Raw genomic sequence first — 13,334 nt, 5'->3', positions numbered from 1 at the left:
ATGACAGTCGTCATCAATGTCGAATATATTACGTCCATAATGTATAATGTCAAGCAGAACTTTGCGGAAGGAGAGCGGCATGAAGGTGAGCAGGGAACAGGCGGCATTGAACCGCGAACGGATAGTCGAGACGGCAGCCAAGCTGTTCCGTGAGAAGGGCTTCGACGGTATCGGCGTGGCGGATTTGATGAAGGGGGCGGGGCTGACCCATGGCGGCTTTTACGGGCATTTCGCGTCCAAGGAGCTGCTGCTGGCCGAGGCGACTGGCAAGGCGCTGGAAAAGTCGGTGATGAAGTGGCGCAAGCTGGCTGACAGTGCGCCGGCACGGCCGGTGGCGGCCATTGCCGAGTCCTACCTGTCGGCGGCGCACCGCGACGGTCCGGGCAGGGGCTGCGCGGTCAGCACCCTGGGTACGGACGTGGCGCGCGCCGGGCCGGAAGTGCGCAAGGCAATGTCGGACGGCGTGCAGGCCCAGCTGAAGCTGCTGGCCGAACTGGAGCCGGGTGCCGACGCTGCCGCCAAACGCCAGCAGGCAATCGCCGATTACGCCAGCATGGTGGGCGGACTGCTGTTGTCCCGGGTGATGGCGGACCCGGCGCAGTCCGAGGAGGTGCTGGCGGCGGTGGTCGCCGCGCTGGAACGGGGCCGCTAGAGGCTGGCCGCCTGGTGTCAGGCAGCGCTCGCCGCCACCGGGCGCAGCGCCTGCCATGCCGCTGCGGTGCGCAGCAGGCGGCCCAGGAAGATGCCATTGAACAGGCCGAACGCGACACAGGCCGGCACGGCAAAGCGCATGTCGCCGCTCAGCGCAGGCTGCACCGCCAGTGCTGCGCCAACGACATATTTGCAGCAGAACACGGCCATCATCAGCGCCAGCGGCAACCAGCTGCCGCGCTGCGTGACGGTGCCGGCGGCGTGGTCAACGGCGCGCGTGCCGTTGCCGCCCGCCCAGGTCCAGGCCAGCGCGACGCCCGCCAATGCGCCGGCCAGCCAGGCGGCCCCGGCCGGCGTGGCGAGACCAAAACCGTTCGCCACGCTGTTCAGTCCCAGCGCCAGCATCACCGCCGGGATAATGAACACGCTGCGGTAAGTGACCACCCGGTCCTTGCTGGCCGCTACGCCGCGATAGGCCAGGAAGGCGAGGATGGCCCAGACGTAGGTCGGTGTATGTGACAGTACTTGTTGCAGCATGATGTGCTCCCGTTGTTTGCTTGAATGAAGCCATCGTGCCGCCCCGCCGCACTCGGGGCCAGCCGTTTGCGACGAAACCGCGATCGAGTGGAGTGAAATCGGGGCAAGCCCGACCGGGGCAGGCCCCAGCGTACAGCTGTCATATCTGTTTTCCTTATATCCATATACGCTAGCCGTATGGTAGGCTGCGCATATTTTCAAGACGGACAGAGCAATGCTGCATTGGCTAAGGCAATACCGGCGCGCCATGCTGCCGGGCGACATCAGCGCCGGCATCGTGGTGGCGATGATGATGATCCCGCAGGGCATGGCCTACGCGCTGGTGGCCGGGTTGCCGCCGGTGGCCGGGATCTACGCCAGCATCCTGCCGCCCCTGGTCTACGCCCTGTTCGGCAGCAGCATGACGCAGTCCGTCGGCCCCATGGCTATCGTGTCGCTGATGACGGCAGCGGTGATCGCGCCGCTGGCGCCCGCTGGCTCCGCGCTGTACGGCGTGCTGGCGGCGCAGCTGGCGCTGGTGGCCGGCGTGGTGCTGCTGGTGTGCGGCGCGCTGCGCATGGGCTTCCTGGCCAACTTCTTCTCGCGCCCCGTGATGAGCGGCTTCACCGTCGGTTCGGCCATCGTCATCGCCGGCGGCCAGGTCAAGCCGCTGCTGGGCGCCGCTTTCCCCGCATTCCATGCGCCCAGCGCTGCGCTGGGCGGCGTGTCGCTGTTGCTGCTGATACTGGGCAAGCGCTACCTGGCGGTGCTGCTGCGGCGCTGCGGCCTGTCCGCTGCGCACGCCGACCTGGGCGGCCGCCTGGCGCCCATGCTGGTGGTGCTGGCCGCCACCGCCGCAGTGCCGCTGCTGGGCCTGGAGGCGCTGGGCATCCGCACCACCGGCGCCGTGCCGGCCGGCTTGCCTGGCCTGAATTTGGCGACCTCCAGCAGCCATTGGCGCGCGCTGGTTCAGCCGGGCCTGCTGATCGGCTTCATCGTTTTCCTGATGAGCATGTCCGCCGCGCAAACGCTGGCGCTCAAGCGTAACGAGAAGCTGGTCAGCAACCAGGAGCTGTTCGGGCTGGGGGCGGCGAATGTGGCCAGTATGGTGTCCGGCGGCTTCCCGGTGACGGGCAGCATCTCGCGTTCTGCGGTCAATTTCTCGGCCGGGGCGAACACGCCGCTGGCCAGCGTGATCACCGCCTGCCTGCTGGCAGCGGCGCTGGTGGCCCCAACCGGCTGGCTGGCACTGCTGCCGCTGCCCACCCTGGCCGCCACCATCATCGTGGCGGTCCTGGGCATGCTGGAATTCGATACACTGCGCCTGGCCTGGCGTTATGACCGGGGCGACGCCGCCGCCTGGGCCGCCACCGCCGCCGGCGTGCTGGCGCTGGGCGTGGAGGCGGGCGTGGTGCTGGGCGTGCTGCTCTCGATGGGGACGCTGATCTGGCGCGCCAGCCGGCCGCACATCGCGGTACTGGGCCGTATCGCCGGCAGCGAGCATTTCCGCAATATCGAACGCTATCCGGCCGAGACCCAGGCCGACGTGCTGGTGCTGCGCATCGACGCCAACCTGTTCTTCGGCAACGTGGAGGCGGTGGGCGAGCGCATCGAGGAAGAGCTGCGCTCGCATCCGTCCGCGCGCCACCTGGTGCTGGTGATGACGGCGGTCAGCTCGATCGACACCACGGCGCTGTTCGCGCTGTCGGAATGGAATGCCAGCATGCGCCTTCGCGGCGTGACGATGCATTTGGCCGAGGTGAAGGGGCCGGTGATGGACCGCTTGCGCGAGAGCGATCTGCTGCGGCAGTTGAGCGGCCCCATCTTCCTCAGCACGGCCATGGCGTGCAACAAATTGCAGGAAGGCCGCGAGGGCGGCGTAGCCGAATACATTTAGCACTTGAGGAGAAAGCATGCAGGACAAACCTTACCGCCCCGGGGAATCGCCTGGCAGCGTGGAGCGCCGGGCAGCAAAGCTGCTGTGCGCAGCCTTCAACCGCGAGGACGACGTGGCCAAACGCGCCGAAATCCTTGAGCAATTGCTGCGCAAGCCGAACAACGCGCACTTCGAAGCGCCGTTCTTCTGCGACTACGGCTACAACATCACGGTGGGCGACCATTGTTTCGCCAACCACAACCTGGTGATCCTGGACTGCGCGCCCGTGACCCTGGGCAGCCATGTGCTGATCGGCCCGAATACCGTGATCTCGGCGGCCAGCCACCCGGTGGACCCGGTGGCGCGCGCGGCCGGCGTGTTCGAAGCGCTGCCCATCACCATCGGCAACCATGTGTGGATCGGCGCCAACGTGACCATCCTGCACGGCGTTACCATCGGCGATAACTGCACCATCGGCGCGGGCAGCGTGGTGAGCAAGTCGATTCCGGCCAACAGCCTGGCGGTCGGCAACCCGTGCCGCGTGGTGCGCGAGATTCCGCCAGCGTCTTAGGCAAAATCTATCGCAACGGTAAAAACAATTGTCTTTCCGAGTTAAATGAGAATCGTTATTATTTGCTGACCAGATCAGCACATAACGAGGTTCCCATGTTCACCGCAGCGAAAAAAGTCAGCCAGGTAGCCGCCCATACGGGCATCGCGTTCAGCCTGATGTATGTGATGACCGGTTCGGTCGTCTTCGGCGGACTGGCTGCGGTGCTGGAGCCGGTGGTGAACGTGCTGCTGCTGCCGTTCCACGAGCGGGCGTGGCACCAGTTGCGCGCGCGTGCCGTCGAGGCCCGCGCCCGGTACGCGGCGCTGGCCGGCGAGAAGATCAGCCAGACCCTGATGCATGCGGCCGTGGCATTCCTGATGCTGTGGTGGGCCACCGGTTCGATGGCGCTGGGCGGCCTGGCGGCGGTGCTGGAACCCATCCTGAACGTGATCGCCTTGCCTTACCACGACCGCCTGTGGGACAGATTCGAAGCCCGGGTGGCGCTGCGCCCGGCCCCGGCCGGCGCCGCTTTCTCCTCCTGATGCCGCCTGATGCCGCCTGATGCCCCAGCAAGCGGCGGCAAGGCCCGCCGGGCACGGCAGTTTGGTACACTGCGTCCTTTTCTTCGCCCTAGGTTAAGTCCCATGCCGCACCCACCGGAGCTGCGCGCGTATGCGCTGCGATGCTTGCTTGAAATCGATCCCGCCGCCAAAGCGCAGGCCGTGGCCGCCATGGCGCAGGCTTGGGCGGACGGCGCCCTGGCGCTGGACGCGGCCGCCGCGCCGCGGCCCGACCGAGCCATCCCCGGCCGGCCGCAGAAACCGGAGCTGGTGCCGCCGCGCCTGGTGGGACGGCGCTCCATGGCCACGCTGGAGGGCAGGGCGATGCTGGTGCATGCGCTGTCACATATCGAATTCAACGCGGTCAACCTGGCGCTGGACGCGCTGTGGCGCTTCCCCGGCATGCCGGCCGCGTATTACACGGACTGGCTGCGGGTGGCCAGGGAAGAGGCTTACCACTTCTCCATGCTGTCGGCGCATCTGCAGGGCCTGGGCTACCGCTACGGCGATTTCACCGCGCATGACAGCCTGTGGGAGATGGTGGAGCGCACCCGCGAGGACATCACGGCGCGCATGGCGCTGGTGCCGCGTACCCTGGAGGCGCGCGGGCTGGATGCGATCCCGCCGCTGCGCGCCAAGATCGCGCAGGCCGGCGACCTGGAGGCGGCTGCCATCCTGGATATCATCCTGCGCGACGAGATCGGCCACGTGGAGATCGGCAACCGCTGGTATCGCCACATGTGCGAGCTGCGCGGCCTGGAACCGCGCGCCACATACGACGAGCTGGCCGCGCGCTACCGTGCCCCGGTGCTGAAAGGCCCGTTCAACTTTGAAGCGCGCCGGCAGGCGGGCTTTACCGAGGCCGAACTGGGCCAGCTGGCCGGTCCATCGGCCTAGGAACAGAAACGGCGGTCCACGTCGGTGGCCAGGTCGGCCAGGGTGACGCTGCCAAGCCGGTCCAGCAAAATCTGCTCCGCCTGCCGCATGGCGTCCGCCAGCGCGGCGTTCACCGCTTGCTCCACCAGGCAGACCGGGTTTTCCTGCTCCACACCCATGGCGAACACGGATGGGTTGCCGAGGGCGCGGTGCACGTCCAGCAGGGTGATGTCCTTGAGCGGACGGGCCAGCGCCCAGCCGCCGCCATGGCCTTTGCCTGACGTGACGTAGCCTTCGTTGCGCAGCCCCGCCATGGTGCGGCGCACGACCACGGGATTGGTGCCCAGCATCCGGGCAATGTCTTCGGAAGTGGCGGGTTCGCCACGGCGCTCCATGTGGATCAGCACGTGGAGCATGCGGGACAGGCGGCTGTCTTGTCTCATGATGTTTGTCTCATGCTGCCTATCTTATCGCTTTCCAATTCGCGTAACAAGAAAAGTTACGTTAGCGGCGTTTGCTGCTATCATGTAACTTTGAATGATACGTAAACGGAGGCCGGTATGAAGCATTACGACGTCATTGTGGTGGGTGGGAGCTTCGCGGGGCTGTCTGCGGCCATGCAGCTGGTGCGGGCGCGGCGCAAGGTGCTCTTGATCGATGCCGGGCAGCCGCGCAACCGGTGGTCGCCGGCGGTGCACGGTTTCCTGGCGCTGGACGGCATGGCGCCGGCGGAGATCAACGCGCAGGCATTGCGGCAGTTGCAGGCGTATCCGAGCTTCGAGCTTGTGCGCGGCGTCGCGCACAGCGCGCGCAAGGAGGGGGACGGTTTCGCCGTCGAGTGGACGGCGGGCGCGTCAGGGGCCCTCGCGCAGGCGGGCGCGGCAACAGCGGCGGCACCGGCAACGGCGGCGCTATCGGCATCGGCGGCCCGGCTGGTCCTGGCCACCGGCGTGAAAGACACGCTGCCGGCCATTCCCGGCCTTGCCGAACGCTGGGGAAGAACGGTGTTGCATTGCCCCTATTGCCACGGCTTCGAGGTGAGCGGCGGGGCGCTGGGAGTGCTGGCGGCCGCGCCGCAGTCGGTGCACCAGGGCTTGCTGCTGCCTGACTGGGGCGACACCACGTATTTCACGCAGGGCTTGCACGAGCCGTCCGCCGAAGAGGCGGCGCAGTTGCAGGCGCGCGGCGCGCGGGTGGAGCGCGTGCCGGTGGTGGAGCTGCTGGGCAGCGCGCCGCAACTGGACGCGGTGCGGCTGGCGGACGGCCGCGTGCTGCCCCTGCACGCGGTGTTCACCGCCCCGGTGACCAGCATGGCTTCGCCGCTGGCCGGGCAGCTGGGCTGCGCCTTCGACGCCGGCGCCACCGGTCCGCACATCCAGGTCGATGCCGGCCAGCAGACCAGTGTGCCCGGCGTGTTCGCGGCAGGCGACGCGGCCAGCGCGCGCCACAACGGCACGCTGGCGTCGGCGGCCGGCGTGCTGGCGGGAGTGTCGGCGCACGCGTCCATGATCATGGGCCCAATGTAGCGCTGCGGCCACAACCGCTTGCAATATACTGGCGTGGCCGATATCGTCTGGGCACCGCGCAGTGCGGACAACGGGTGGCGGACACGGGAGCGTGAATGGAAGCAGCAGGGCGGCAGGAAGCAGCCACGGTCGGCGAACAGCAAGGACCAGCGCACACGGCGGCCGGGCGTATACCGGCGCAGCCGGCGGGTTTGCCTGAAACGTTGCCTGAGTCGCAGCGCAATCCGCTGCCGCCCGGACCGGCCGAGATTCGCGGCGATATCCTGGTGGTGGAGGACACGCCCGCTTCGCTGCAGCTGCTGTCCAAGCTGCTCACCGACGCCGGTTACCGCGTGCGCGAGGCGCCCAACGGCGAGCTGGCGCTGTGGAGCGCCCAGGCCCAGGCGCCCGAACTGGTGCTGCTCGACATCCGCATGCCGGGCATTGACGGCTACGAAGTGTGCAGCCGCCTGAAGCAGATGCCCGGCCTGGACGAGGTGCCGGTGATTTTCCTGTCCGCCCACAGCGACACCGACGACAAGCTGCGCGGCTTCCGGGTGGGCGGCGTCGATTTCATTTCCAAGCCCTTCCAGTTCGAGGAAGTAAACGCGCGCGTGATGGCGCACCTGAAGATCCGCCGCCTGCAGCAGCAGCTGGCCGCCCACAACGACCAGCTGCAGCGCGAGTCGCGCCAGCGCCTGGCCGAGATCGCCCATATGAACCGCAACGCCAGCGCCACGGTGTACTGCGCGGCGCTGGTGCATGAGCTGAACCAGCCGCTGGCGGCCATCATGAGCAACGCCGAGGCCGCCGAGCTGTTCCTGAAAATGACACCGCCGGCGCTGGGCGACGTGGAGGAGATCCTGGGCGACATCCGGCGCGACGACCGCCGCGCCAGCGAACTGATACAGCGTATGCGCGAGCTGCTGAAGAAATCCGATCCGGTGGCCCAGCGCCTGGACCTGAACGACGCCATGGCCCAGGTGACGGCCCTGCTGGGCAGCGAGGCCCGCATGCGGCGCGTGCAGCTGTGCACCGAGCCGGCGCCGGGACCGCTGATGGTGTCGGCCGACCCGGTGCAGCTGCAGCAGATCCTGATCAACCTGCTGTTGAACGGCATGGACGCCATGGGGCCGGCGCCCGAGGCCATCGGCGCCGCAGGCACTGCCGCGCCGCGCCGCATCACCCTGTGCGCCCGCCGCCGTGACGGCGCCATGGCCGAAGTGCAGGTGAGCGACCATGGCTGCGGCTTCGGCGCCAACCAGGAGCGCCTGTTCGAGTCCTTCTTCACCACCAAGGCGCACGGCATGGGGCTGGGCCTGTCGATTGCGGCGGCCATCGTGCAGGCGCACGGCGGCCGCATCTGGGCCGCCAACAATCCCGGCGGAGGCGCCACGGTGGGCTTTGCCTTGCCGCTGGCAGCGGCCGGGGAGGCAGCATGAAAATCCACATCATCGACGACGACGAGCCGCTGCGCACCGCGCTCTCGCGCCTGCTGGGCGCCTGCGGCTACCGCGTCAGCGCCTACGAATCCGGCGACGCCTTCGTGCGCGCCGAAACCGGCGACGAAGCCGGCTGCATCCTGCTGGACGTGGACATGCCGGGCCTGACCGGCTTGCAGCTGCAGGAACATCTGCGTGCGCGCAACAGCATCCTGCCCATCGTCTTCCTGACCGGGAACGGCGACATCGCCATGAGCGTGCGCGCCATCAAGGCCGGGGCCGAGGATTTCCTGTCCAAACCCATCGCCAAGGAACCGCTGCTGGACGCCATTGGCCGCGCCATGCAGCGCTACGAGGCGGCCGCGCTGCACAACAGCCAGCTCAGCGCGCTGCGCCAGCGCGCCGCCACGCTCACCGCGCGCGAGCGGGAGGTGTTTGTGCTGGTGGTGCAGGGCATGCTGAACAAGCAGATCGCCTTCGAACTGGGCAACACCGAGCGCACCGTCAAGGCGCACCGCCACAGCCTGATGGAAAAGATGGGCGCCGGCTCGCTGGCCGAACTGGTGCAGATGGCCAACCGCCTCGGCCTGAGCGGCGGCTGAGCGACGGCTGGGCGACGGCTCGCCAACCCCGCACGCCTGCCGGCACGCCGGCTACCTGTACCAAAGGACACGTTACAGCGGCGCAAAATCTCCCTACAGTCATCCCTATCGGTGCTTGCACCTCAGGGATGGCGTCATGGACACAGGAAAACTCGTCGTTGCGGTGGTCGAAAACGACCCCGGCATGCTCAAGGCGCTGGGCAGGCTGCTGCGCGCGGCCGGCTACCTGGCCCAGCTCTACGCCTCGGCCGAGCTGTACCTGCAGCGCGAGGAGCGCGGCGACGTCAGCTGCCTGATCCTCGACATTGACCTGGGCGGCCTGTCCGGCATCGAATTGCAGCAGATGCTGGTGGGCGCCGGCAATGCCCCACCCATCGTGTTCGTCACCAGCCAGATCGACGGCGGCTTCGAGGCGGCGGCCCAGCGGCTGGGCTGCCTGGCCTACTTGCGCAAGCCCTTCGCCTCTGAAGACCTGCTGGCCGCCTTGCAGCGCGCCGCGCAGCAGCAATAACCCAACAACAAGACTAAGCAAAGGGGCGTACACCATGAAAAACCTCACCATCAAGACTCGCCTGATTGCCGCCATGGCCTTCCTCACGGTGCTGCTGACCGGTATCGGCGCGGCAGGACTGAACAGCTTGAGCCGCACCAACGCCTCGCTGCAGACGGTGTATGACGACCGCCTGGTGGCCATGGGCATGCTGAACCAGATCGGCACCGGCCTGCTGTACCAGCAGGTCGTGCTGGGCAACGCGGTGGACGCCGAGGGCGGCGCGCATACCGCGCTGCTGGCCGATGCGCAGCGGCGCAGCGGCGAGATCGACAAAGTGTGGGCCGCATACATGGCCACCTATCTCACCCCGGATGAGTCGGTGCTGGCCAAGGCCTTCGCCGCAACGCATGCTGCCTTGCGCGAGCAGGCCATGCAGCCGCTGGCGGCGGCGCTGGCTGCGGGCGAGCGCGAACAGGCCGCGGCCCTGCAGCACAAGAAGCTGGACCCGGCAATGGAGGCGGCCGACAAGGCGCTCGACGCGCTGGTGGCGCTGCAGCTGGAGGTGGGCAAGCAGGAATACGTGGCCTCGCAGGCGCGCTACGAGATCTTCCGCGCGATCTCCATCGCTTCCATCGTAGTTGGCGTGGTGGTGGGCGCGGGCATGGCCTACTGGCTGCTGCGCGCCATCCTCACGCCCCTGCGCGGCGCCATCGCGGTGGCCGAGGCGGTCGCGGCGGGCGATCTGACGCAGCGCATCGAAGTGACTTCGAATGATGAAATGGGCCAGCTCACGGCTGCCCTCAAGCGCATGAACGGCAGCCTGGTGGCCATCGTGGCGCAGGTGCGGCAGGGCACGGAGACCATTACCGTCGCTTCCGGCGAAATCGCCACCGGCAATGCGGACCTGTCGGCGCGTACCGAGACCCAGGCCTCCAGCCTGGAGGAAACCGCCAGTTCGATGGAGGAACTGACCTCCACCGTGCAGCACAATACCGAGAGCGCGCGTGCGGCCGACACGCTGGCGCACGAGGCGGCGGCCGTGGCCCAGCGCGGCGGCGCGGTGGTGGCGCAGGTGGTGGCCACCATGGGCGCCATCAACCAGTCCTCCGGCAAGATCGCCGACATTATCGGCACCATAGACGGCATCGCCTTCCAGACCAATATCCTGGCGCTGAACGCGGCAGTGGAGGCGGCGCGGGCCGGCGAACAGGGACGCGGCTTTGCCGTGGTGGCGTCCGAGGTGCGCAACCTGGCGCAGCGCTCGGCGGCGGCGGCCAAGGAAATCAAGGAGCTGATCGGCGATTCGGTGGCCCACGTGGGCGAGGGCAGCAAGCTGGTCGACCAGGCCGGCGCCACCATGCAGGAAGTGGTGGTCAGCGTGGAGCGCGTGACGGGCATGATGTCGGCCATCCTCACGGCCAGCGTGGAGCAGAGCGCGGGCATTGAGCAGATCAACCAGGCCGTGGCTGAGATGGACACCGTCACCCAGCAGAACGCGGCACTGGTGGAGCAGGCTGCGGCCGCCGCCGAATCGTTGCAGGACCAGGCGCGCGCGCTGGAGCAGGCGGTCAGTGTGTTCCGCCTGGATGCCGGTGCTGCCGGACACGCCGCTGTTACGAAGCCGCAGCCGGCGCGTGGTGCGCCGGCCCGTGCCGGCCAGGGCGCCGCCCGCGAGCTTGCCCGCCCGGCTGCCAGTCCGGCTGCCAGCCCGGCTTCCCGGCCGGCGGCCAGGCAGGCAGCGGTGCCTGCCCCGGCGCCTGCCCCGGCGCGGCCGGCGGCCCGGCACCTGAGGGCAGTGCCGGCATCGTCCGAGGGGGACTGGGAAGAATTCTGAAGCAAGGCGGAACCACCCTGCGCCAGCCTATCCTGGCCTACCGGCCCCTTGGGCGGACGGCCATTCTATGGTAGGGTGGCGAGGCAACCGAACCAGGAGAGGACGCAAGGCGATGCATCGGGATTTGTCGGAACAAGGCAGCAAGGGAGAAGTGCTGATCGTGGAGGACACGCCGGCATCCCTCAAGCTGCTCAGCGACCTGCTGACGGAGGCCGGCTACTACGTGCGCCAGGCGCCCAACGGCGAGCTGGCGCTGTGGACGGTGCAGTCGCGCCCGCCCGAGCTGATCCTGCTTGACGTGCGCATGCCCGGCATCGACGGCTTTGAAGTGTGCCGCCGCCTGAAAGCCTCGCCCGCCACGGCCCATGTGCCGGTCATCTTCCTGTCGGCCCAGCATGACACCGATGACAAGGTGCGCGGCTTCGCGCTGGGCGGCGCCGACTTCATCGCCAAGCCTTTCCAGGCCGAGGAAATCCTGGCCCGCACCGACGCCCAGGTGCGCCTGGGACGCGCCCAGCTGGCGCTGGCCGCCGAGCGTGCCAACCTGGAGCAGCGCGTGTGCGAGCGCACCGCCGAACTGGCCGAACTGGCGGCTTCGCTGGAACGCGAAGTGGAGCGCCGCCGCGCCAACGAGGACACCCTGCGCCTGGCCGCGCGCGTGTTCGCGGCCACCCAGGACGCCATCGTCATCGCCGACGCCGGCGGCACCATCGTCGCCACCAATCCCGCGTTCACCGCCATCTCCGGTTTCGAAAGCGAGGAAATGGTGGGGCGCCACGTCAGCACGCTGCAGACCGTGCAGCATAATTCCAGCGCCTACCACGCCATGATGGCGGCGCTGGCCGGGCATGGCCACTGGTCCGGCGAAATGCTGGCGCGGCGCAAGAACGGCGCCACCTTCCCAGGTTTGCTCAGCGTGTCCACCGTGGCCGGCGCCGAGGGCGAGGTGGAAAACTACATCGTGGTGTTCATGGACATCACGGAGCGCAAGGCCGAGCAGCACATGATCGACTTCCTGTCGTATCACGACGCGCTCACCGGCCTGCCCAACCGCCTGCTGGCGCGCCAGTGCTTCGAGGAGGCGCAGGCGGCCGCGCAGCGCAACGGCCAGTGCGTGGCGGTGATGTGCCTGGACCTGGACCGCTTCAAGAGCGTGAACGACTCCTACGGTGCGCCGGTGGGCGACCAGGCCTTGCAGGCGGTGGCGCGCTTCCTGCGCCGCTGCGTGCCGGACGGCGCCACCGTGTCGCGCCAGGGCGGCGACGAATTCCAGATCATCGTGCCCGATGACGCGCAACTGGGCGCGACCGTGGCGGCCGCCCAGGCCATCCTGTCCGGGCTGCGCGACGGCCTGCCGGTGGCGGCGCCGCCGGCACCGCCGGCGCTGCACGGGCAAAACGTCCAGCCAGGGCAGCCGGGGCTGGATGCGCAGGGCGCGCAGCTGCTGCCTGTGCCGGAATCGACCGCGCAACTGGCGCTGACCACCAGTATCGGCATTGCCGTCTGTCCTGCCGACGGCAGCACGCTAGACGAGCTGCTGCGCAACGCCGACACCGCGCTGTACCGTGCCAAGGAAGTGGGGCGCGACAATTACGCCTTCTTCACCGAGCGCATGGACGCCGACATCCGCGCCAAGCTGGCCATCCAGGCGCAGCTGCGCGGCGCGATTGCGCGCGGCGAGTTCGAAGTGCACTACCAGCCGCAGATGTGCTTGCGCACCGGCGCCATGCTGGGGGCCGAGGCGCTGCTGCGCTGGCATAACCCGGTGCTGGGCCATGTGCCGCCGAACCGCTTCATTCCACTGGCCGAGGAATACGGCCTGATCGCCGCCATCGGCGTGTGGGTGATGGATAGCGTCTGCGCGCAGATCGCCGCCTGGCAGGCGCAGGGCCTGGGCACCCTCAAGGTGGCGGTGAACCTGGCCGGCAGCCAGTTCGCGCACGACGGCACCGTGGCCAGCGTGGAGCAGGCGTTGCGCCGCCACGGCGTGGCGCCGGCTTCGCTGGGACTGGAGATCACGGAAGGCACGGTGATGGGCGACCCCGAAAAGGCGGTGGCCGCGCTGAGCCGCCTGAAGGATATCGGCGTGGCCATTTCGCTGGACGATTTCGGCACCGGCTACTCCTCGCTGGCCTATCTGAAGCGCTTCCCGATCGACGTGCTGAAGATCGACAAGTCCTTCGTCGACGACGTCAGCACCAAGGCCAGCGACGCGGCCATTGCGCTGTCGGTGATCTCGCTGGCGCACAACCTGAACATGCGCGTGATCGCGGAAGGCGTGGAAACGCGCGAACAGGCCGAGTTCCTGGCCGCGCACGGCTGCGACGAAATGCAGGGCTATTACTTCAGCCGGCCGTTGGCCGCCACCGCCTTCACCACGCTGCTGCGCGACAAGCGTCTGCTCAATCTGTCATCCGAATAAGGAG

The 13,334-nt window shown here is 68.3% G+C and carries 13 protein-coding genes; 11 read left to right on the top strand and 2 right to left on the bottom strand.

Annotated features, from left to right (window positions below):
- Positions 1 to 79 precede the first annotated feature (79 nt).
- On the top strand, positions 80 to 652 hold the full coding sequence (locus tag ASC94_RS05305; RefSeq protein WP_056391693.1) for a TetR/AcrR family transcriptional regulator: 573 nt from the start codon (positions 80 to 82) through the stop codon (positions 650 to 652).
- A 17-nt stretch (positions 653 to 669) separates the two neighbouring features.
- On the opposite strand, the gene ASC94_RS05300 is transcribed toward ASC94_RS05305, so the two are convergent.
- A complete protein-coding gene (locus ASC94_RS05300; protein WP_056391689.1) occupies positions 670 to 1,188 on the bottom strand; it encodes a DUF6622 family protein in 519 nt (172 codons plus the stop codon).
- A gap of 214 nt (positions 1,189 to 1,402) precedes the next feature.
- On the opposite strand from ASC94_RS05300, the gene ASC94_RS05295 reads away from it, so the two are divergent.
- The 4 genes from ASC94_RS05295 to ASC94_RS05280 all read left to right on the top strand — a co-directional run bounded on the left by ASC94_RS05295 (position 1,403) and on the right by ASC94_RS05280 (position 5,053).
- Positions 1,403 to 3,064: a SulP family inorganic anion transporter gene (locus ASC94_RS05295; RefSeq protein ID WP_056391685.1), complete on the top strand. Its 1,662-nt coding sequence runs from the start codon at positions 1,403 to 1,405 to the stop codon at positions 3,062 to 3,064.
- Positions 3,065 to 3,080: 16 nt separating this feature from the next.
- Positions 3,081 to 3,614 (top strand): sugar O-acetyltransferase, encoded by a 534-nt coding sequence (locus tag ASC94_RS05290; protein WP_056391681.1) that lies wholly within the window; start codon positions 3,081 to 3,083, stop codon positions 3,612 to 3,614.
- 95 nt (positions 3,615 to 3,709) lie between these two features.
- Entirely contained in the window at positions 3,710 to 4,138 is a 429-nt protein-coding gene (locus ASC94_RS05285; RefSeq protein WP_056391678.1) for a DUF2061 domain-containing protein, read from the top strand.
- Positions 4,139 to 4,240: 102 nt separating this feature from the next.
- The gene (locus tag ASC94_RS05280) at positions 4,241 to 5,053 is read left to right on the top strand and encodes a ferritin-like domain-containing protein (protein ID WP_056391675.1); all 813 of its coding nucleotides are present in this window, start codon (positions 4,241 to 4,243) and stop codon (positions 5,051 to 5,053) included.
- Here ASC94_RS05280 and ASC94_RS05275 read toward each other — a convergent pair.
- A complete protein-coding gene (locus ASC94_RS05275) occupies positions 5,050 to 5,475 on the bottom strand; it encodes an Rrf2 family transcriptional regulator (RefSeq protein ID WP_056391672.1) in 426 nt (141 codons plus the stop codon). The two genes, ASC94_RS05280 and ASC94_RS05275, sit on opposite strands and share 4 nt — an antisense overlap.
- Before the next feature lie 117 nt (positions 5,476 to 5,592).
- Here ASC94_RS05275 and ASC94_RS05270 point away from each other — a divergent pair, with 117 nt between their 5' ends.
- The 6 genes from ASC94_RS05270 (at position 5,593) to ASC94_RS33490 (ending at position 13,330) form a co-directional block, all read left to right on the top strand.
- Positions 5,593 to 6,558: an NAD(P)/FAD-dependent oxidoreductase gene (locus tag ASC94_RS05270; RefSeq protein ID WP_056391669.1), complete on the top strand. Its 966-nt coding sequence runs from the start codon at positions 5,593 to 5,595 to the stop codon at positions 6,556 to 6,558.
- A 95-nt stretch (positions 6,559 to 6,653) separates the two neighbouring features.
- Positions 6,654 to 7,979, top strand: a complete 1,326-nt coding sequence (locus ASC94_RS05265) for a sensor histidine kinase (protein ID WP_082616178.1) — start codon at positions 6,654 to 6,656, stop codon at positions 7,977 to 7,979.
- Positions 7,976 to 8,581, top strand: coding sequence for a response regulator transcription factor (locus ASC94_RS05260; protein ID WP_056391665.1), 606 nt, complete (start codon positions 7,976 to 7,978; stop codon positions 8,579 to 8,581). Before ASC94_RS05265 ends, ASC94_RS05260 begins: the two co-directional genes overlap by 4 nt.
- 136 nt (positions 8,582 to 8,717) lie before the next feature.
- Positions 8,718 to 9,092 (top strand): response regulator transcription factor, encoded by a 375-nt coding sequence (locus ASC94_RS05255; RefSeq protein ID WP_056391662.1) that lies wholly within the window; start codon positions 8,718 to 8,720, stop codon positions 9,090 to 9,092.
- Positions 9,093 to 9,126: 34 nt separating this feature from the next.
- Positions 9,127 to 10,908 carry a methyl-accepting chemotaxis protein gene (locus tag ASC94_RS34140; protein ID WP_056391660.1) on the top strand — a complete coding sequence of 594 codons (1,782 nt, stop codon included), beginning with the start codon at positions 9,127 to 9,129 and terminating at the stop codon, positions 10,906 to 10,908.
- A gap of 112 nt (positions 10,909 to 11,020) precedes the next feature.
- On the top strand, positions 11,021 to 13,330 hold the full coding sequence (locus tag ASC94_RS33490) for a GGDEF domain-containing response regulator (protein ID WP_056391657.1): 2,310 nt from the start codon (positions 11,021 to 11,023) through the stop codon (positions 13,328 to 13,330).
- Positions 13,331 to 13,334: the final 4 nt, after the last annotated feature.

It is taken from the genome of Massilia sp. Root418 (assembly GCF_001425265.1).
Taxonomy (GTDB): Bacteria; Pseudomonadota; Gammaproteobacteria; order Burkholderiales; family Burkholderiaceae_D; genus Rugamonas.
This window is presented reverse-complemented; position numbering and strand designations above follow the sequence as displayed.